The organism is Actinocatenispora rupis (assembly GCF_016861975.1).
In the GTDB taxonomy this organism is placed as follows: Bacteria; Actinomycetota; Actinomycetes; order Mycobacteriales; family Micromonosporaceae; genus Actinocatenispora; species Actinocatenispora rupis.
In genome coordinates this window covers 122382-141526 of the sequence record NZ_BOMB01000008.1, presented here as the reverse complement: position 1 = coordinate 141526, position 19145 = coordinate 122382, and the positions used below count along the sequence as shown (strand labels likewise).

Genomic DNA, 19145 nt, shown 5'->3' with positions numbered 1-19145 from the left:
TTACTTCGCATCGGCATAACAGTCGACGGTGGCGATGTCGAGCGGGAACAGTACCGGCGTCGACCCGAACAGCAGCCGCGTCGCCTCCTCCGCCGACGCCGACACCGCCGCCGTCACCTCGCCCGCCAACTCCCGCCGGCAGTGCACCACCACCTCGTCGTGCTGGAAGAACACCAGTTCCGCGCCCGCACCCAGGCGGTGCAGCCGGCCGCGCAGATCGGCCAGCAGCAGCAACGCCCACTCCGCCGCCGTCGCCTGGATGACGAAGTTGCGGGTGAACCGGCCGCGGGCGCGCGCCGACGCCGCCGACGTCGACACCGCCTCCCCGGGCTCACCCGTACCCGACCAGGCCGCCGATGCCGGCGGACACGTGCGCCCCAGTACGGAACGGACCAGGCCGCCCTGCTCGCCGACCCGCGCCGCCGACTCCACGTACTCCACCGCGTCCGGGAACCGGCGGCGCAGCGTGCCGAGCAGCGCGCCACCGTCCCCGCTGGTCCCGCCGTACATCGCGGCGAGCAGCGCGATCTTCGCCTTCTGCCGGTCCCCGCCGAACGCGTCCGCGGCGAGCGCACCGTACATGTCGCCGGCGCCGGGCGCGGCGGCGTCCGCGGGGATGCCCGCCGCCGCCGACATGCCGCGGTCACCGGACACCGCGGCCAGTACCCGCGGCTCCAGCTGGCCGGCGTCCGCCACGACCAGCGCCCAGCCCGGGTCGGCGACCACCGCGCGGCGCACCGCCTTCGGGATCTGCAGCGCCCCGCCGCCCCGGGTACCCCAGCGACCGGAGACGACCGCACCCGCCACGTACTCCGCGCGGAAGCGGCCGCCGATCACCCAGTCGGCCAGGAACTGCCACCCGTTCGCGCTGTGCAGCCGCGCCAACTCCTTGTACCGCAGCAGCGGCGGCACCGCGGGATGGTCCACCTGCCGCACCACGTACGCCCGGGTGGAGGTGACGGGGACACCGGCCCGGCGGAACGCGCGGACCAGGTCGGCCGGCGAGTCCGGGTTGACGCGGAAGCCGAAACCCGCCTCGATCTCGGCGGCCAGCCCGGCGAGCACCGGCGGCCGGCCGCCACCGACCGGACGGGGCCCGAGCAGCTCGGTCAACAGCCGGTCGTGCACGTCGGCCCGCCACGGCAGGCCGACCGCGCCCAGCTCCGTCGCCGCCAGCGCGCCGGCCGACTCGGCCGCCACCAGCAGCCGGAACCGCTCCGGCGCGGGCAGCGCGGCGATGCGACGCCGCTGGTCCGCGTACACGGCGACGACGGCGTCCAGGGGTGACGCGGCGCCCGGCAGCTCGTCGGCGACCGGCTCGAACAGCGCGGGTTGCGTCGGCCGGCCGGGCTGCGGGGCCACGGTGACCGGCGCGTCGTCCGGTACCGGCAGGTCGTGCAGCCGGGCCCAGGCGGCGGCGAGCGAACGCGGCTCACCCCACCGCCCGTCGTACCCGAGGAGGAGGGTCTCGGTCAGCGCCAGGTCGTGGCAGCGCGCCACCCGGACGCCGCGCCGGTGCAGCGGCCCGTAACAGTCGGGGGTGTCGGGCCAGATCCAGCGGCCACCGGCCGGCTCCCGGTCGGCGACGGCGGCGGCGAGGTCGGGCACGGCGACCGGACCGGCCGGTACGCCCGCGGCATCCAGCTCGGTCAGGTCACCGCCGGACTCCCGGTCGGGGTGCACCGCCCACCACACACCCCAGATCCTGCACCCACCCACCGACAGTCCGGCGCAGGTACGACGACGGCCCGCCGGTGCGGGACCGGCGGGCCGTCGTGCTGGTGCGGGTGGGTCAGTTCGGCGACTTGGTGAGCGTCGCCGTGGTGGTCTTCGACGACCCGTTCCGGGTGTACGTGACCTTGACCTTGTCGCCCGGCTTGTGCTCGCTGATGATCGACACCAGCGACGCCGAGTCGGTCACCTTCGTACCGTCGATCGAGGTGATCACGTCGCCCTTCTTGAGGCCGGCCTTCGCGGCGGGGCCGCCCTTGGTGACGTCGGCGACGAGCGCTCCCTGCGGCGTACCGCTGGCACCCTGGCCGTCGCTCACCGCGTCGCCGACCTTCACGCCGAACAGCGCGTGCTGCACCTTCTTGCCCTGGATCAGCTGGTTGGCCGTCGCGTGCGCGGTGTTGATCGGGATGGCGAAGCCGATGCCGATGTTGCCGGCCTGGCCGCTGCTGCTGTCCGAGCCGCGGATCGCCGAGTTGATGCCGATGACCTGGCCCGCCATGTTCAGCAGCGGACCGCCCGAGTTGCCGGGGTTGATCGCGGCGTCGGTCTGGATCGCGTTCGGGATGGTGACGGTGCTGCCGCCGCCCTGGTTCTGCTGGTTCTGCTGGTTCTTCTTCGGCTGGCCGAAGTTGAACGGGTTCTGGTTCTGCTGCTGCGGCTGCTGGTCCTCGGCCGCCACGCTGTAGCTGCGGTTCAGCGCCGAGACGATGCCCTCGGTGACCGAACCCTCCAGGCCGAGCGGGCTGCCGATCGCGACCACACCGTCCCCGACCCGCATCTTCGAACTGTCGCCCAGCGTCGCCGGCTTCAGCCCGGACTGCCGCTGCGCCTGCACCACCGCCAGGTCACCGGCCGGGTCGGTACCGACGACCTTCGCGGACGCCTGCTTGCCGTCCGAGAACGTCACGGTGATCGTGCCGCCGCCGTCGGCCACCGACGACACCACGTGGTTGTTCGTCAGGATCATGCCGTCGGAACGGATCACGACACCCGAACCCTCGTCACCGGACTGGCTGCCGTCCGGCTGCACCTTCAACGACACGACACTCGGCTGTACCTGCGCGACCATGTCGGCCAGCGAGCCGCCCTTGCTCGACACCGGGCTCGACACGACCGGGCTCTCGGTCACCCCGTTGCCGCCGAGCGCGTGCACGGTCACCCCACCGACCACACCCCCACCCAGCACGAGTACGAGCGCCGCGGCGCCCGCCGCCAGCCAGCGCCGCGCCGGACGCTTCGGCGGCTGCTGCCCGTACGGTCCCGGCTGCTGCCACCCGCCCGGACCCATCGGCGGCACCTGCTGCGTCGGGTACTCCCCGGTCGGTCCCGGCTGTCCGGGGTGACCGAACGCGGCCTCGCCACCGGGCTGCCCCGGCTGACCGGCCCGGCCGGGCTGGCCGGGCTGGGCGAACGCGGCCTCGGTGCCGGGCTGCGGGTAGGAGCCGGTCGGGTCGGACTGCGCGCCCCACCCGGGCTGGTCGCCGGCCGGCTGCGGCCACTGCGCCTCGCCACCGGGCTGCCCCGGCACGCCGGGCTGCGCCTCGCCACTGGGCTGCGCCGGTACGCCGGGCTGCGGCTCACCGCCGGGCTGTCCGGGCTGCGGCCATCCCGCGCCGGGCGCCGGCTGGTGGGGAGCGGCCGCCGTGGGCTGCGCGCCCAGGTCGTCCGTCGCGTACGCCGAGGGCAGGATCTCGGTGGACTCGTCGCCGCTCGGCGTCGCGTCCGCCGCGGCGGGCGTGGTGTCGGCTGCGGGTACGGCGGGCGTGCCGTCGGCGGCCGGCGTGGCAGCGGCCGGCGTTGCGGGCGTGTCGGCAGCCGTCGGCGTGGCCGGCGTGGCGCTGGTCGGCCCGGTCGTCGCCGCGGCGGGCAGGGTCTCGGTCGGCTCGTCGGGGCGCGCCGGGCCGGCGTCCGCCGGGGACGGGGCCTCCGACGGCGCGGCGGGCGTGTTCGCGGCCGCGGGCCGGGGCGTTGCCGGGGCCGCGGGGGCCGCGCCGGCGTCCGGCTGCGCGGGCTTGGTCGACTCCGCCGCGGCCGGCTCGTCGGCACGGCTGGTGTCGCGGTCCTCTTCACTCATGGCCCCAGATTGTCCCGTTAGGCTGCGCCGGGCCTGAGCCAACCCTGGGAATCGCCTGGGAGAGGGAACGATGACGATCACTGCGTGACGGCCCGGGTACGCACCCGGTACGAACGGCGCGTACCCGGGCGTCGTGGGGTCACTCGTGCAGCGTGCTCGGGTCCACCGGCGGGGCGGGCAGGGCGAGGCCGGCGACGGTGGCGCGCGCGTCGTCGGTCAGCCGTACGCCCCAGCGGTCGTAGAAGCCGGTCAGGTCGTGCCGCGCGATCCGGCTGGTGTACGCCGCGAGGTAGCCCCACCGGATCCCGTCCGCACCCGGCGCGTCCCACTGCGTCGGCGGGTTCTCCTGCCGGATCAGCCGGTGCAGCCGCGGCCAGAACCCCTCGCCGTACGCCAGCGTCAGCTGGTTGAGCATCACGAGCTTCTCGTACCCGTCGAACGTCGTGTCGTAGTCCACAGTGGACTGCGAAAGCTTGGTGAGAGCGCTTTCGTACGGCGTGCGCCCGGTCGTCGCGTCCGGCACCGTCAGCCGCGGCGTGGTGCCGAGCGCGCGGTTCACCGCCAGCGCGTACAGGTTGACGGTGACCTCGGTGAGCACCGCCGGCTTGTACGCGAACTGCTGGTGCTCGTGGCCCAGCTCGTGCCACATGCCCCAGCCGTTGTCGTGCAGCCCGGCCACCGCGAGCAGCCGGTTCAGGTACGCGTTCGGGAACGCCATGTAGCCGTGCGAGGTGTACGCGCCGACGCCCGGCTTCGTCGCCGTGATGTTCACGAAGTGGTACGGGTGCGCGTTGCGCCGGTCGCGCGGGTTGCGGCCGTCCAGCCCGCTCGCCTCGTCCTCGATCCGCACGATTCGCGCGAACAGCGCCAGCAGCGCCGCCTGGTCCTCCCCCGCGTACGCCAGCGCCGACTCGCGCTTCACCGTGAGGATGACGTGGTCCGCCGTCAGCTCCGCGTACGGGGTGTCCACGGTGGACAGTGCCGCCCGGAACTCCGCCGGATCCGTTGCACCGAGCCGGAAGTACGGCGCCCGGACCGCGCCTGCACCGATCCGCGCGGCCACCGGCTCGCCGTCGCCGACCGCGCTGAGATAGATCATCCCGCCGTACGGATCGCGCACCGTGGTGTCCCCCACGGCAAGCGCGTACTGCCGCGGTGTCTTCGCGGCGTCGTCGGCGTCCGGCGCTCCGATGTGGACGGTCGGTACCACCGGCCCGTGCGGCACGCGCACCGTCACCGGCGTGTTCGGCGGCAGGTACCAGCCCGTCGACTCGACATCGGTGGCCCGCAGCGCCTGCGCCAGCCGCAGCCGTTCCGACTCCGCATCCGGCTTCGCCGTGAGCGTCACCGTACGGTCGTCGACCGGACCGGGCGCCGCCGCTGCCCGGCGCGTACCGGATCCGGTCACGGCGACGGCGGCGGCGACGGTGGCCGTACCGAGGAATGCCCGTCTGGACGGTGTCATGTGAACCTCCACAGTGGATGGACAAGGTCGTGGTACGTATCGACGGCACCAGCCCGGTGCCGTTCCGGCTGTCACGGCGCTGCTGTGCGGTGCGGTGCGGTCGAAAGTGGCGTGACGTCAGGTCGCCCGACGGCCGTGGCGCCGCCGAGTAGACGGAGCCTCCCGATGGCCGGGCGGTGGTGGCTGCCAGATGAGCTCTACGCCTGGCAGGGCAAGCGCAGGAGATGCCGCCGACCCGACGGACGGCAGGTTGGTGCGGTCGGACGGAGGTTGTCGGGCGGGAGTCGGCGGACGGGGGTCGTCGGGCGGGAGTCGGCGGACGGGGGTCGTCGGTCGGGAGTCGTCGGTCGGGAGTCGTCGGTCGGGAGTCGTCGGCGCCGCGACCGGTGGCCGGAGGCGACCAGGGTGCGCCCGCGCCGCCGACGTCGGACTGCTGCCGCGGTCGGCGACCTGGTTGTGGACGCGAGCCGCATCGCGATCGGTTGTGCCACGGTCGATGCGGCCCCGCGTCTGTCGGTCTGGTCGGGCGGGTCAGCGGAGCAGGGTGGCGGTGTGAGTGGCGCCGACGGAACCGCCGACGGCGATCGACAGCACCGCCTGCGGCCGGCTCGACTCCAGCCGTACCGTGTCGTCGGCGGTGGCGACGCGGCGCACCGGGTACGGCAGCGTGAGCCGGATCGTGTCCGCGGTACGGCTTGGATCGCTGACAGCGACGGTGATCCGGTCGCCGTCGACGCGGACGAGTACCGCGGCGGGACCGTCGCAGGACAGCCGACCGGCCTCGCCCGCGGCGAAGAACGTCGCCATGGTCAGGTACGGCCGGGACACCTGGATCGCTTGTACCGCAGGGGTGTTGGCCAGGACGCGGACGGGCGGGTCGGCGGCCCAGCGCGCGGTGGCGTCCGGCGATGCGTTCGGCAGCAACACGTACTGGTAGGTCGCATCGGTCGGCGTGGCACCGTGGTCGAACCAGAGCGTCAGGTACCGACGGGTGATCGCCTCGCCACCGCCGCCGGTGTCGGCGCCCGTGTCGATGTCCGACCAGCGACCGGTACGTTCGGCGCGTTCGGCATGCAGCGCCGCGCCGTCGCCGAAGACGTACCCGCCGACGCCGGTGAGATGGGCCCAGCGAGCGGAAGGAAACGCTTTCTGCCAGCCGGGCTCGACCGGCTGCGCGTGCCCGTCGACAACCAGTCCCGCCGTACCGTCGGCGTGCAGGTTGCGGTTCTCCACGACGGTCAGTACGGGATGGTCGTCGCCGGTGCGGGTGATCCCGGCGCCGAGCGCGATGACCGCATCGTCGGTGAGGAACCACGACTTGCGCGCGGTGATGGTCCGGTCGTACGAGGTGAACGCCGCGCCGACCGCACCGTACCGGTCGGCGAGCACGGCGCCGCCGACCCACGGGTCGAACGCGATCGGCCCGGAGGTCCCGGTACTGACCGCGTCGCTGCGCGGCTCGGTGCCGACCGTCGTGCCCGGCAACCGGTACGGGTCGACCGTCGGCCAGAACCCGTCCGCGTACTGGTTCCGGTCGCGCCCGGTGTACAGGTACGTCATGCCGTCGCCGGTGTACCAGCCGTGCAGGTTCTCGCCGTTGCCGCACTCGTACCGGAAGATTCGGGACGAGGAGAGGCCGAGGGTGAAGGACCAGTCCGGCCGGCGGTGCACGATCCGGTCCTGGTGCGGGAACTGCTTGTGGTACGAGGGTTCCGGCTCGGCGGGTACGGTCGTGTCGGCCAGCACCACCTTCGCCGCGACGATCTGCGGCACGCTCGCCGACGCCAGATAGGGCAGCGCCGTGTCCCGCTCGATCCATCCCTTGGCCAGCGCCCTGAACCGGTCCGCGTACGGTGCGGGCGCGCCGGCGGCGAGCATCAGCACGCTGGCGATCACCCCGTGCCCGGTCACGTGATCGCTGCTGTACTCCCGGGACACGGCACGGCCGCGTACGCAGTCCATCATCGCGCCGTCGGTGACGAACGGCGCGAAGCTCGCGCCGACCGCGTCGAGCAGCACGTTCTGGCTGGGATCGGTGATGGCCCAAGGGGATCCGGCCAGCAGCAGGAACAGCCGCGCGATGTCGTCCAGCAACACCGTGCCGTACGACCCGACGTACGGGACCGCGTCGTGCTGGATGAACGAGCCGTCCCGGTAGAAACCGTCGCCACTCGCGACGTACTGGAAGATGCTGTAGCGACCGCTGTCGCGGACGTCCGAGATGCCGTCGCGGGCCAGGGCGATGCGATCGCCGTCCCGGCCGACGATCCCGCGCAGCGCCACGATGACTGCCTTGTCCATCCGGTTCGCGCCGGTCTCGGCGAGCGTCGGGTAGTTGGTGCGCCGGTCGGCGTTCGGTACGAACCGGTCGATCACCCGCAGGTGGTTGGCGAGCTGGTCGGCCGGTACCTGACCGGCCAGCAGCACGAGCACCTTGGGCAAGCGTTTTCGGGCAGCCGATCTCCCAGTTCCACCAGTTGCCGACCTCGCGGGCGCTCTCGTTGTACCGCTTGCGGTACACCAGATCCAGCGCGGTGACGACGGCCCTGGCCACGTCCGGATCGGCGGCGCGGGCGGCGCCGGGCGTCGCCCAGGCGATCGCCAGGGTCAGCAGCCGGTTGAGGCACGCCTTCGCGTTGACGCCGTCGGTCGCGGTGAGCGGCAGGTCCGGCCACGGGGTCGCCGCATCCGCCGCGGTGTCCATGGTCCGCCACACGTCCTCGGCGGCACTGTCCACCGTGGACAGTGCGCGGGCCACGTCGGGATCGGACGCGTCGGCGTCGCCGCCCGTCAGCAGCGCCGCCCAGCGCAACCGCAACGTCTCGTACGGATCGGCGTCGTCGGCAGGCGTCACGGCATCCGCGGCGCCGTCGGCCCGCGGTGCGGCGAACGCGGCCGTGGGGCCGAATCCGAGCCCCACCGCACCCGCGGCGACCGCTCCCCACGACAGTGCCCGTCTGCGGCTCAAGCCGGTCATCGCGGTCTCCTTCACTGGGTCAGCGTCACGGTTCTCGCGGTGGGATCGAGCACCTCGCTGCTGTGGTGCGTGCCGCAGGTGCCGTCCGCGCCGTAGTTCGGTGTCCCCGGTGCCGCGCCCGCGTTTCCGATCGGGTACCCGACGACCGCGGCGGCGGCGGGTTCGGTGTCGCACGAACCGGTCGGCCGGGCGAAGCTCTCGATCCAGTTCGACGAGTACCCGAGGCCGTCGGCGCCGGCCGCGCTGGTGATCTCGCCCGCCTCCACCCAGCTCGCCGTGTCCGGGTCGTACAGCTCGCCGAGCCAGGTGACGGTGCCGTCGGCCTGTTTCGCCGTCTGCCACACCCGCAGCGTGTATGTCACACCCACCCGCCACGCAAACTCGCGGACGCACGTTCATCCCACGCCCTCGTTCCCGAACATGTGGCAGCTCGACGCGCCGGGCCCGGTCGCACCGGTCGCGTTCCACACCGAGAACACCAGGCGGTGCTGCGGCGCGTTCTGGTTGTCCTGCAGCCCGATGTACAGCGCGGCGCCGGTGCCGGACTGCGCGATCTGGTGGGCGTAGAACCGGTCGGTCGCGGTCGCGGTGATGCGCACCGTCTGGTCGACGTTCCACAGATCGGCGGCACCGGAGTGCCAGTTGTAGTGCGGATCCGCGGCTGCTGCGGCGGCTGGCGGACTGGTCGCGACGACCGCCGCGAGTACGGCGAGCACGATCGCGGCGATCCTCGGTGCGGCACGGGTTCCGGACATGGCAGACACCCCTTCGTCCTCGACGACGGTCGGCGTTGGTTCCGCTCGGTACCGCGGCGCGGTCGCGCCGCCCATATCCTGTGCGCACCCAGTTTGGTAAACGCTTTCTATCCCGTCAACCCCCAAGTTCCACGTACTGTCCACAGTTTTGCTCGATCGCCGGGCCGTTGGCTTCGCACCGTAGTAAGCGATTGTCGTACGAGATCGAGAGAGGAGGCCGTCCCGTCGGCGTGTAGCTCACCCGTGCGTACCCACGGAAAAGCCCGTGCCCTGGGGAAACGATCCCCTGGACACGGGCCCGGAACGGTGTGGCTCAGACCTGTCCGCGCTCGAAGTACGCGCGCAGGTCGGCGTCCAGCGCGGGCACGTCGTACGGGGTTCCGTTGTCCCGCAGCGACTTCGTCGCCTGCACGCCCGCCGCGACGCTCATCCGCGCCGCCACCGGCGAGGTGTCCGTGACGCCGCCCTCGCGCACGAAACGGCAGAACTCGCCGATGATCTGCGGGTCGGCACCACCGTGCGAACCGCCCGCGTCCGGCACCCGATACTCGATGTCGGCGTCCGGCCGGTACCCGGATCGCTTGGCGTTCCACACCTTCACGACGTCGCCGGGCCCGTCGCCGAAGTTCTCCAGCCGGCCCGCGTCGCCGATGACCGTGTAGTTGCGCCAGTAGTCCGGCGTGAAGTGGCACTGCTGGTACGCGGCGAGCACACCGTTGTCGAGCCGCATGTTCACCAGCGACACGTCCTCGACGTCGACCACGTCGTTGAAGCCGCGCTGGGAGCGGGGCGGCCAGTTCGTCGCCGGGGAGAGCCAGTCGTCGGTCTTCGGCTCGCCGGGCGCGCGGCGCGGCAGGTCGCCGTACACCTTGAGGTCGCCGAACGCCTGGACCTGCGCCGTGTACCCGTCGGCCAGCCAGTGCAGCACGTCGATGTCGTGCGCGGCCTTCTGGAGCAGCAGACCGGTGGTGTTGCGGCGATCCGCGTGCCAGTCCTTGAAGTAGAAGTCGCCGCCGTGGCCGACGAAGTGCCGCACCCACACCGTCTGCGGCGTACCGATGTCACCGCGGGCGATGATGTCGCGCATCAGTCGCACGACACCCATGTGCCGCATGTTGTGCCCGACGTACAACCGGGTGCCGGTTTCCCTTGCGGTACCGAGGATCGCGTCGCACTGCTCGACGGTGATGCCGAGCGGCTTCTCCACGTACACCGGCTTGCCGGCGCGCAGGACGTCGAGCGCGATCGCCTCGTGCGTGTGGTCGGGCGTGTTCACGATGACCGCGTCCACGTCGGGCGACGTGAGCAGGTCGCGGTAGTCGGCGGTGACGAGCTTGGCGTCGAAGGTCGCCGCCTCCTTTGTCCGGATGTCCTCATCCAGGTCGCAGACCGCGACCACCCGCGACCCCTCGCCGGGTCGGTGCGCTGCCACGGCGAGGCTGCGCCGCAGCCCGAACCCGATGACGCCCAGCCGTACGTCTTCCACGTTTCGTCCTCCATCCGGACCGCCCCGGCCGGCCCGCCGAGCAGTGTTCTGACTCCCCCGTGATACTGCCTTCCCCTGGTACGCGCCGACTACCGGGGATGCCCGTCCAGCCAGTCCAGGTACGCGGCGATCCGGGGCCGGATGTCGTGTACCGGCCGGTATCCGGTGTCCGCGGTGATGCGGCCAAGGTCGAGGTGGGCGTCGGCGTCCGGTGCGCCCGGCGTGCGCCCGGCGAGTAGCGGCAGCGCCGCATCGGGCCGTGCCGCCCGGATCGCGTCGGCCACCTCCGCGTCACGCACGACCCGTCCACCGCCCACGTTGTACGTCCGGTGCGCGAGCCGTTCGGCGGTCTGCACCAGGGCGATCCCGCGGGCGCAGTCCTCGACGTGGCACAGGTCGATCCCGTCCTCCGCGTACGCCGGGCGGTCGGGCACGGTGCCCCGGGCGGCGCCGTGCACCAGGCGGGGCAGCGCCACGAACGGCGAGTCCGGCCGACCCAGCGGACCCCAGATCGCCGCGAGCCGCACGGACACCGCGTCGACACCCGACGCCGCCGCGTACGCCTCGGTGGCCTTCTTCGCCGCGGGAATCCAGCCCGGGGAGGCGATCGGCAGCGGCGCGTCCTCCGACCACAGTGGACCCGGCAGCCCCGCGACACGCCGATCGTGCTGGCAAGGGTGACGCGGACGCCGAGCTCGCCGGCGACGGTAAGCGCGTTCAGCGCCGCGGCCGCACTGGCCCGCAACGCGGCGAGCGGGTCACCGCTCCGGGCCGCCGCCGACGCCAGGTGCACGATCCCGCTGACCGGGTACTTCGCGGCGATCGCGCGGAACGCGGCCGGATCGGTGCAGTCGAGCGGTTCGACCGGGACGCCGGCCAGGAAATCGGGTACGTCGGCGGAGCGGTGCCGGGTCAGCACGCACTCGCGGTCGAGGTCGAGCAGGGCGCGGGCGGTGTGGCTTCCGATGAAGCCGAGCCCGCCGGTCACGAGTATCACGGCGCGGTCCTTGCGTTGGTAGGAAACTGGACCCCGGGATTTCACTAGCATGCTAACGATCAGCGTAGTGGGAGGTTCGCTAGCATGCAAACGGTTACCCTCGGCGGCATGACCGAGGATCCGACCGAGCTGCTGACCCTGTTCACCCGCGTACACAAGCTGCTCGGCGCGGCCGCGGACACGGCGATGAGCGAGCACGGCGTACGGGTCGGGCAGAACCTGATCCTCTCCCGCCTCTGGGAACGCGACGGCCGCACCCCCGGCGAGATCGCCGCACACTGGCAGGTGAGTACGCCGACGATCGTCAACACCGCGCGCCGGATGGAGGCCGCCGGGCTGATCACCCGCGAACCCGATCCGGACGACGCCCGGCTGGTACGGCTGCGACTCACCGACGCCGGTCGCGCCGCGCGGGTACCCGTTCAGGCTGCCCGCCGGGAACTGGCCGAGCACGCCACCGCGACCCTCACGGCGACCGAACGTCGCCATCTGCGTACCGCGCTAGCCAAGATCATCGATCGACTGTCCGATGAGGACGGTCCGGACCGCCGGCCGACCACGACCCGCTGACACCCGACAGCCGGTGCGTGGAAACCGGGGACCGTCACCGTTTTCCACGATCCGGGCCGTCCGTTGCGTACCGGGTCGGCCGCCGTCCAGATTGCTGCGGGCCGGTCCCACACCCGTTCTGGCCAAGCGCCGTTCCGGATCACGCGAACTGGGGCCAACACCCGCCGAGGCGAGGCGCCGTCGGAGGACGACGCGGGCTGGGCCGCGGCCAGGACCTGGAGGGGACAGGGCGCCGTCCAGGACGACGCGGGCCAGGTCGGTACAACGCCTGCGGTGCCGCCCGCCGATCGCCGACGACGGCCGCTGTGCCTCGTGGTGGATCGGCTCGGCTGAGCCGATCCACCACGACAAGCGGTCACGACTCCTTGAGAAACAGCTCTACGACGGGGATCGCGACGTCCGGACGCTGGATCGGCAGTTCCAGGGTGAGCGAACCCTCGCCACCCGACACGTGCATGTGGCCGTGCTCGGCGCCCTCCTGGTTCAGTACCTGGATCTCGGATGCGTCGTGCAGCAGCTGCGCGTACGCGACCTTGCCGGCGAGTCCGGCCAGGTGTACGTGCCGCATCGGCCAGGCGAACAGGTGGAGGTAGAGCCGGTTGCCGACCTGGGTGTACCGGCAGTCGGGCGGTGCGACGAACCCGCTCGGCCCGGCGCCGCGGATGGACCGCTCGTGCCGGCGCATCCACTCACCGATCCCGGCGAGCCGTTCCAGCGCGCGCGGCTCGAACTCGCCGCGGGCGGTCGGACCGACGTTGAGCAGCAGGTTGCCGCCCTTCGACACGCCGTCGATCAGCATGCGTACCAACAGATCCGTGGGCTTCCAGTCCAGGTTGTCCCGGTCGTACCCCCAGGAACCGTTGAGCGTCTGGCACGCCTCCCACGGCACCTGCGCCTCGTCGGCGTTGACCACGGCGCCGGTCGGCTGCACCTGCTCGGGAGTGACCAGGTCGCCGGCGCCGAGGTCGAGCCGGTTGTTGACGATGATGTGCGGCTGGAGTTCGCGCACCATCGCGAGCAGCTTCTCGGACTGCCAGTCGTCGCGGCCCTTGGCGTTCATGCCGCGCCCCGGGTACGAGAAGTCGAACCACATGACGTCGATGCGGCCGTAGTTGGTGAGCAGCTCGCGCACCTGGCCGTGCAGGTACTCGGCGTACTTCGTGATGTCGCGGTCGCCCGCGTCGCCGTCGTCGCGCTGCGGGTGGTAGAGGTCGACCGGAAACTCGGGATGGTGCCAGTCGAGGAGCGAGTGGTAGAAACCGACCTTGAAGCCGCGAGCACGGAAAGCGTCTACCATCGCGCGCAGCAGGTCCCTGCCGTACGGGGTGTTCGTCGCCTTGTAGTCGGTGAGTTCGGAGTCCCACAGGCAGAAACCGTCGTGGTGCTTCGTCGTGATGACGAAGTACCGCATTCCGGCCTGCCACGCGGCGTCGGCCCACTCGGCCGGATCGTAGAGATCCGGGTCGAAGTGGTCGAAGTAGCGCTGGTAGTGCTCGTCCGTCAGCTTCTCCCGGGACTTCACCCACTCGTGGCGAGCCGCCGCGGCGTAGATGCCCCAGTGGATGAACAGCCCGAACCGGTCTTCGACCAGCCAGCGGGTGCGGTCCGCCACGGTGCCGGCGCCGTCGGCCATGCCAATCACTCCTCGGGTAGCGCGCCGTCGATTCATCCGATCTTTCCACGGGCGGTCCGGCGCGCGTCAAGTCCGCGCGAGGATTGTCGCCCGTTCCACCTCACCGTGTCCGCCCAATCCGTGGGAACGCCCGACCCGACGGGTACCGCGGCTGCCGCCACGTGACCCGCCGAGCATCGGATGTCTAGGCGATCCCCGGCACCCAGTCCGGATGCCCGGGCATGGGCGGCGTCGCCTGGTCGAACAGCCAGTGCCGGAGGAAACCGCTTACGTCCGGGTCGCCGCTGACCCGGGTCGCCAGCGCCACGAACCCCTCCGTACTCCCCGTCCCCTGCCGGTACGTGGAGACCCACTCGCCGAGGATCCGCGTCATCGTCGCCGGACCGACCCGCTGCTGCAACGCGTACAGCAGGAGTGCGGCGCCGTCGTAGATGTTGGAGCCGCCGAGGCCGAGCGTCGCACCGGGCGGGCCGAGCTTCTGCCGCCAGCCGGAATCCTTGGCGTACAAGGCTTTCATCACGTCGGTCACCGGGGTGCCGCCGTGCTGCTCCGCCCACCGGTACTGGAAGAACATGGCCGGCCCCTCGTTCAGCCACGCGTCCCGCCACATCGCCGGCGACACCGAATCGCCGAACCACTGGTGCGTCAGCTCGTGCACCATCGTGTTCGGTACGTCGGCCTGGTGAACCAGCCCGGCCCGAACAGCGACAGGGTCTGGTTCTCCAGCGCGTCGCCGTATCCGCTGCGCACGATCTGCAGCCCGTAGGTGTCGAACGGGTACCGCGCCCCGAGTTGGCTTTCCAGCCAGGCGATCTGGCCGCCGCTCTCGTTCACGATGGGGCCGTACACCGACTCGGTGCCGGCCGGAACGTAGCTGCGCAACCGGATCCCGTGCGGCCCGGTGCCGGTCACCACGGTCGAGCGGGTCACCGACATCCCGGTCAGTTCCGTCGCCATCGGGTACCGCATGGAAAACGTCGACGTCGTCCGACCGTCCACGGTGGACTGTCCGGTCCGGACACCGTTCGCCGCGGCCGTCCAGCCCTCCGGCGCGGTCAGCCGGAACGTGAACGTCGCCTTGTCCGACGGATGGTCGTTGCACGGGTACACGCCCTCGGCGCGGCTCGCCTGCACCGCGGTGGCGAAGCCGCCGTCCGACGGGTACACCCAGCCGGACAGCCCGACCAGCTTGTCGTGCACGTTCCCGTGGTACGTGACGACGGTGGTGAACGGGTGCCGGTAGCCGACCGGATCCGCCGGCGTCACCGTCATCTCACGGCCGGACCGCGACCATGCGGCGGCCCGCCCGTCCACGGTCACCGCATCCACCGTGTGCCCGTCGAAATCCAGGTCGAACGTGGAAAGCGCGTGCACCGCCGTTGCCCGCAGTACCGTCCGGGCGGTGAAGTCCTGTGTGGACGGATCGAAGTCGAACCCGATGTCGTAGTGCCGCACGTCGTAACCGCCGTTGCCGAGCGTGGGGTACAACGGATCCCCCACACCCGGCGCGCCCGGCGACGGTACGTGCGGGTCCGGTGCCGCGTGCGCCGCCGCACCCGACGCCAGCGACGCAGCCACGACCACCACAGCAACCGCGTACCGCAACCATCCACGCATCGCGCCTCCCTCCCGTCGGGTCGGCCGGCTCAGTGCTTCTTCTGCTTGGACAGCGCTTCCTGGTACTCGCCGCGGATGGTGTCGCCGCCCTTGCTCCGCCACTGCTTCACCGCGTCGGTGAACGCACTGAACGGCTTGCGGCCGGCGATCACCGACGTGATCGTGTCGCTCATGAACTGGCCGAGCGCGACGCCCTTGCGACCGTTGGTCGGCGAGTACAGCGTCTCGGTCGGATCGGCGACCGCGGTCGGGATCAGCTTGGCGTACGCGTCGTGCAGGATGTCCACGTACTCCTTGGAAGTCGGGTCGTACACCACCTGCGTCGGTGCGCTCAGGTACTTCCACGGCACGAGCGTGTCCTGGTTCCCCTTGGCCGTCAGGACCGGATTGCCGTGCGGGTCGAGGTGGTAGTCCGTGCCCTCGACCCCGTAGTTCAGCAGCAGGTACTCCTCGGTGCCGAACGGTGCGGCGAAGAAGTCGCACGCCTTGAGTACGGTGCGGAGCCGCTTCTCGTCCGCCTTCGCCAGCATCACCCAGCCGAACGCCTTGTTGTCGAACCAGGTGACCGGCTTGCCGCCGTCGTGCCCGAACGGCAGGAACGGCCGTGCCTGGAATCCCTTGTGCGTGGCGGGAAGCGCCGCATAGTAACCGGTTGGGCCGGCGAAGGCCGGCAACCCGTCGTACACCATGGAGACCTTGCCGGTGTGGAAAGCGTCCATCATCTGCTGCTTGGTCCACGCCTCGGAGCCCGGCACGAAGCAGCCCGCCTTGTGCACCTTGACCAGAAACTCCAACGCCGCCTGGTACTCCGGGGTCTCGTAGCTGCGGACGAGCTTGCCGCCGTCCAGCCGCCAGTTCAACGGACTGCCGAAGATGTGGTGGAACGGTACGGTGCCGAAGTTGGTGCTGCCCAGCGCCCAGCGGTTCTGCTTGGGCCGGGTCAGCTCCTTGAGTACGCCGAGGAAGTCGTCCGCGTTCCTGATGTCCTGTGTGGACTTGACGCCGGCCTGCCCGAACAGGGTGCTGTTGTAGAAACCGCTTCCGCCCACCAGGTTGCGCGGGATGGGCAGCAGGTAGAGCTTGCCGGCCTGGGTGCAGGTCTGCCAGACGAGCTGCGGGATCGCCGCCAGATGCGGGAAGTCCTTCACCTTGTCGCCGCGGAGCAGCGGCGTCAGGTCCGCACACTTGGCCGCCAGGAACGCGGGCAGGTCGCTCATCCCGCCACCGTCGTACAGCATGATGTCGGGGAGCTTGCCGCCGGCGATGACGGTGTTCAGCTTCGTCTCGTAGTCCGCGGAGGACACCGACGTGATGTCCACGCTGGCGCCGAGGCGCTTCTCGACCGCCTGCCACGCCGGGTTCGCCGAACGGTCCGGCGGCGGGGCACCGATCACGTTGGTGATGGCCGTGATCCGCTCGTTCGACAGCGGCGGCGACGCGAACGCCTTCACCGGCTTGGGGTACGCGTAGAAACCGGCCGGCACACCCTCCGGGGTACCGGGCACGTCGGGCGTGGGCCCGTCGTACGGGATGGTCTTCGGCAGCGTCACGTCGGCGGCGCTGGACACCTTGCCGGCGCCGCTGTCCGTACCACAACCGGCCACAGTGGACAGTACGCCGGCGCCGATGGTGCCCGCGACCGCGACACCGGTACCGGCACGCAGCACGGTACGACGGCTCAGGCCCGAAGCGTTTTCTGGCACGTGCTTCTCCTTCCGAACACGTGGGTGGGCGCTCAGCCCTTGACCGCGCCGGTCAGGACGCCCTTGGTGAAGTACCGCTGGAGGAACGGGTAGACGACGAGGATCGGCACCAGGCTGACCACCACGACCGCCATCTGGATCGCTTGCGCCGGAACGGAAGTCTCGCTGGACGAGACGGTGTCGTTGAGCGACTGTCCTTGTAGGACGAACTGCCGCAGCACCATCGCGAGCGGCCACTTGTCGTCGTTGACGTACAGCATGGCGTTGAAGAACGCGTTCCAGTAACCGACGGCGTAGAACAGCGCGACGACGGCGAGCACGCTCTTCGACAGTGGCAGCACGATCCGCAGCAGGACACGGAAGTCGCCGGCGCCGTCGATCCGCGCCGCCTCGTACAGCTCGGTCGGCAGGTTCATGAAGAACGACCGCAGCACGACCAGGTTGAACGCGCTGATCAGCGTCGGCAACACGAGTGCCGCGTACGTGTCGAGCAGGCCGAGTTGCTTGACCACGAGGAAGTTCGGGATGACCCCGGGGCTGAACAGCATCGTGAACAGCGCGACGAGCAGGAAGAAGCGGCCGCCGACCACGCCGCGCCGGCTCAGCCCGTACGCCATGCCGACGGTCGCCGCGAGCGAGCATGCGGTCCCGACGGCGGTGATGAGGATGCTGCGCACCAGCGCCGAGGTGACCACCCCACCGGCGAAGATCACCCGGTACGCGTCAAGCGTCGGGCTGGTCGGGAACAGTACGAGTCCGCCGTGCCGGGAGATCTCGGCCTCGCTGGACAGGCTGGTCGACAGCACCGCGACGAACGGGTACAGGACGAGGACGGCGATGGCCGCGAGCGCGAGTACCTTTGCGGCCAGGCCGATCCGGGTCGGCGGCTCCATCCACTTCGGACGGACGTCAGCGGCGCGCACCGGCGTACACCCCCTCCTGGCCGAAGAGATGGGCGAGCCGGTTGGCGCCGAGTACGAGGGCCATGCCGACGACACCCTTGACGAGACCGACGGCGGCGGACGGACCCCACTGCCCGTCGACGATGCCGTGGAAGTAGACGTACGTGTCGAGCACCTCGCCGTGCTCCGGCCCGACCGCGTTGCGCTGCAACACGATCTGCTCGAAACCGACCGACAGGATGCTGCCGAGGTTGAGTATCAGCAACAGGATGACGACCGGCATGATGCCGGGCAGCGTGATGCGCCAGAGCCGTTGCCAGCGCCCGGCGCCGTCCACCGCGGCCGCCTCGTACAGTTCCTGGTCGATGTTGAGCAGCGCCGCGAGAAAGATGATGGTGCCCCAACCACAGTCCTTCCAGATCGACTGGATCGTCACCAGGAAAGGGAAGAACCACGGCGTTGTCATCGCGTCGAAGCGCGTCAGGCCGACCGCGTCGAGCAGGTTGGGCACCGCACCGGTCGCGCCGAGTACCTGCTGGAAGATGGACACGATGATGACCCAGCCGATGAAGTGCGGCAGGTAGACGACGCTCTGCACGAACCGGCGCACCGTGCTGGACATGATGCTGTGCAACAACAGTGCCAGACCGATCGGCGCGGGAAAGAACAGAACGAGTTGCAGTGCGGTGATCTCCAGCGTGTTCACCAGCGACTGCCAGAACGCCGGATCGGCGAACACCGCGGCGAAGTTCTCCATGCCGACCCACGTCGACTGCGCGAACCCGAGGTACGGCTGGTAGTCCTCGAACGCGACGACGTACCCGAACAGCGGCGCGTAGTGGAAGACGACGAAGTACGCGAGGCCGGGCAGCATCAGGACGAGCATCACCTTGTCCCGCTTGATCCGCTGCCAGAGTGTGAGCTTCCGGCGCCGCGCGACGAGGCGTTCCGGCGCGACGACCGGCGGGCCCGGCGGAGCGTCGTCCCCGGTGCGGTGCCGCGCGGGCGCCTGGTCGGTGCCGCTCATGGATGTCTCCCTGCCGCTGGATCGCCTGGATCGCCCGGGTACGCTGGCTTGATAGAAAGCGCTTGCTGCTTGGCGCCCGAAGTTACGACCGTCCCGGAGCGGTTGTCAAGACGTCGACCGGACGTCCTTACACCGCAACGTGCCTGACACTTGACGATCGAGCCGGCGGCACCATACCGTCGGCCGTCGTAGTAAGCGGTTACTA

At 71.0% G+C, this 19145-nt stretch carries 15 protein-coding genes and 2 pseudogenes; 1 reads left to right on the top strand and 16 read right to left on the bottom strand.

The window, feature by feature from the left end; translation table 11 throughout:
* The 10 genes and pseudogenes from Aru02nite_RS07270 to Aru02nite_RS37540 all read right to left on the bottom strand — a co-directional run.
* Complete coding sequence (locus Aru02nite_RS07270) at positions 1-1719, bottom strand: bifunctional 3'-5' exonuclease/DNA polymerase (RefSeq protein WP_239076477.1); 1719 nt, start codon at positions 1717-1719, stop codon at positions 1-3.
* Positions 1720-1792: 73 nt separating this feature from the next.
* Positions 1793-3808, bottom strand: a complete 2016-nt coding sequence (locus Aru02nite_RS07265; RefSeq protein WP_203655910.1) for a S1C family serine protease — start codon at positions 3806-3808, stop codon at positions 1793-1795.
* A gap of 139 nt (positions 3809-3947) precedes the next feature.
* Positions 3948-5273 carry a M60 family metallopeptidase gene (locus Aru02nite_RS07260; protein WP_203655908.1) on the bottom strand — a complete coding sequence of 442 codons (1326 nt, stop codon included), beginning with the start codon at positions 5271-5273 and terminating at the stop codon, positions 3948-3950.
* 531 nt (positions 5274-5804) lie between these two features.
* Positions 5805-7715, bottom strand: a complete 1911-nt coding sequence (locus Aru02nite_RS07255) for a polysaccharide lyase family 8 super-sandwich domain-containing protein (protein WP_275408594.1) — start codon at positions 7713-7715, stop codon at positions 5805-5807.
* Positions 7716-7734: 19 nt separating this feature from the next.
* Positions 7735-8250, bottom strand: a pseudogene (locus Aru02nite_RS37545) (hypothetical protein); the annotation flags it as partial.
* Positions 8251-8261: 11 nt separating this feature from the next.
* Positions 8262-8612 carry a hypothetical protein gene (locus Aru02nite_RS36495; RefSeq protein ID WP_239076476.1) on the bottom strand — a complete coding sequence of 117 codons (351 nt, stop codon included), beginning with the start codon at positions 8610-8612 and terminating at the stop codon, positions 8262-8264.
* A 33-nt stretch (positions 8613-8645) separates the two neighbouring features.
* Positions 8646-9005, bottom strand: a complete 360-nt coding sequence (locus tag Aru02nite_RS07245; protein WP_203655905.1) for a hypothetical protein — start codon at positions 9003-9005, stop codon at positions 8646-8648.
* A 313-nt stretch (positions 9006-9318) separates the two neighbouring features.
* Entirely contained in the window at positions 9319-10491 is a 1173-nt protein-coding gene (locus Aru02nite_RS07240) for a Gfo/Idh/MocA family protein (protein WP_203655904.1), read from the bottom strand.
* Positions 10492-10580: 89 nt separating this feature from the next.
* Positions 10581-11081, bottom strand: coding sequence for an NAD-dependent epimerase/dehydratase family protein (locus tag Aru02nite_RS37160; RefSeq protein WP_275408603.1), 501 nt, complete (start codon positions 11079-11081; stop codon positions 10581-10583).
* 134 nt (positions 11082-11215) lie between these two features.
* Positions 11216-11539: pseudogene (locus Aru02nite_RS37540) on the bottom strand (NAD-dependent epimerase/dehydratase family protein); the annotation flags it as partial.
* 57 nt (positions 11540-11596) lie between these two features.
* On the opposite strand from Aru02nite_RS37540, the gene Aru02nite_RS07225 reads away from it, so the two are divergent.
* Positions 11597-12058, top strand: a complete 462-nt coding sequence (locus tag Aru02nite_RS07225) for a MarR family winged helix-turn-helix transcriptional regulator (RefSeq protein ID WP_203655903.1) — start codon at positions 11597-11599, stop codon at positions 12056-12058.
* Positions 12059-12413: 355 nt separating this feature from the next.
* Here Aru02nite_RS07225 and Aru02nite_RS07220 read toward each other — a convergent pair whose 3' ends face one another.
* The 6 genes from Aru02nite_RS07220 to Aru02nite_RS07195 form a co-directional block, all read right to left on the bottom strand.
* Positions 12414-13691: an alpha-L-fucosidase gene (locus tag Aru02nite_RS07220; protein ID WP_203655902.1), complete on the bottom strand. Its 1278-nt coding sequence runs from the start codon at positions 13689-13691 to the stop codon at positions 12414-12416.
* Positions 13692-13875: 184 nt separating this feature from the next.
* Positions 13876-14352, bottom strand: coding sequence for a M1 family aminopeptidase (locus Aru02nite_RS07215; RefSeq protein WP_203655901.1), 477 nt, complete (start codon positions 14350-14352; stop codon positions 13876-13878).
* The gene (locus Aru02nite_RS07210; RefSeq protein ID WP_203655900.1) at positions 14337-15308 is read right to left on the bottom strand and encodes a gluzincin family metallopeptidase; all 972 of its coding nucleotides are present in this window, start codon (positions 15306-15308) and stop codon (positions 14337-14339) included. Before Aru02nite_RS07210 ends, Aru02nite_RS07215 begins: the two co-directional genes overlap by 16 nt.
* Positions 15309-15337: 29 nt before the next feature.
* On the bottom strand, positions 15338-17011 hold the full coding sequence (locus tag Aru02nite_RS07205) for an extracellular solute-binding protein (RefSeq protein ID WP_203655899.1): 1674 nt from the start codon (positions 17009-17011) through the stop codon (positions 15338-15340).
* Positions 17012-17043: 32 nt separating this feature from the next.
* Entirely contained in the window at positions 17044-17934 is an 891-nt protein-coding gene (locus tag Aru02nite_RS07200; RefSeq protein ID WP_239076475.1) for a carbohydrate ABC transporter permease, read from the bottom strand.
* The gene (locus Aru02nite_RS07195) at positions 17921-18940 is read right to left on the bottom strand and encodes an ABC transporter permease (RefSeq protein ID WP_203655897.1); all 1020 of its coding nucleotides are present in this window, start codon (positions 18938-18940) and stop codon (positions 17921-17923) included. Before Aru02nite_RS07195 ends, Aru02nite_RS07200 begins: the two co-directional genes overlap by 14 nt.
* Positions 18941-19145: the final 205 nt, after the last annotated feature.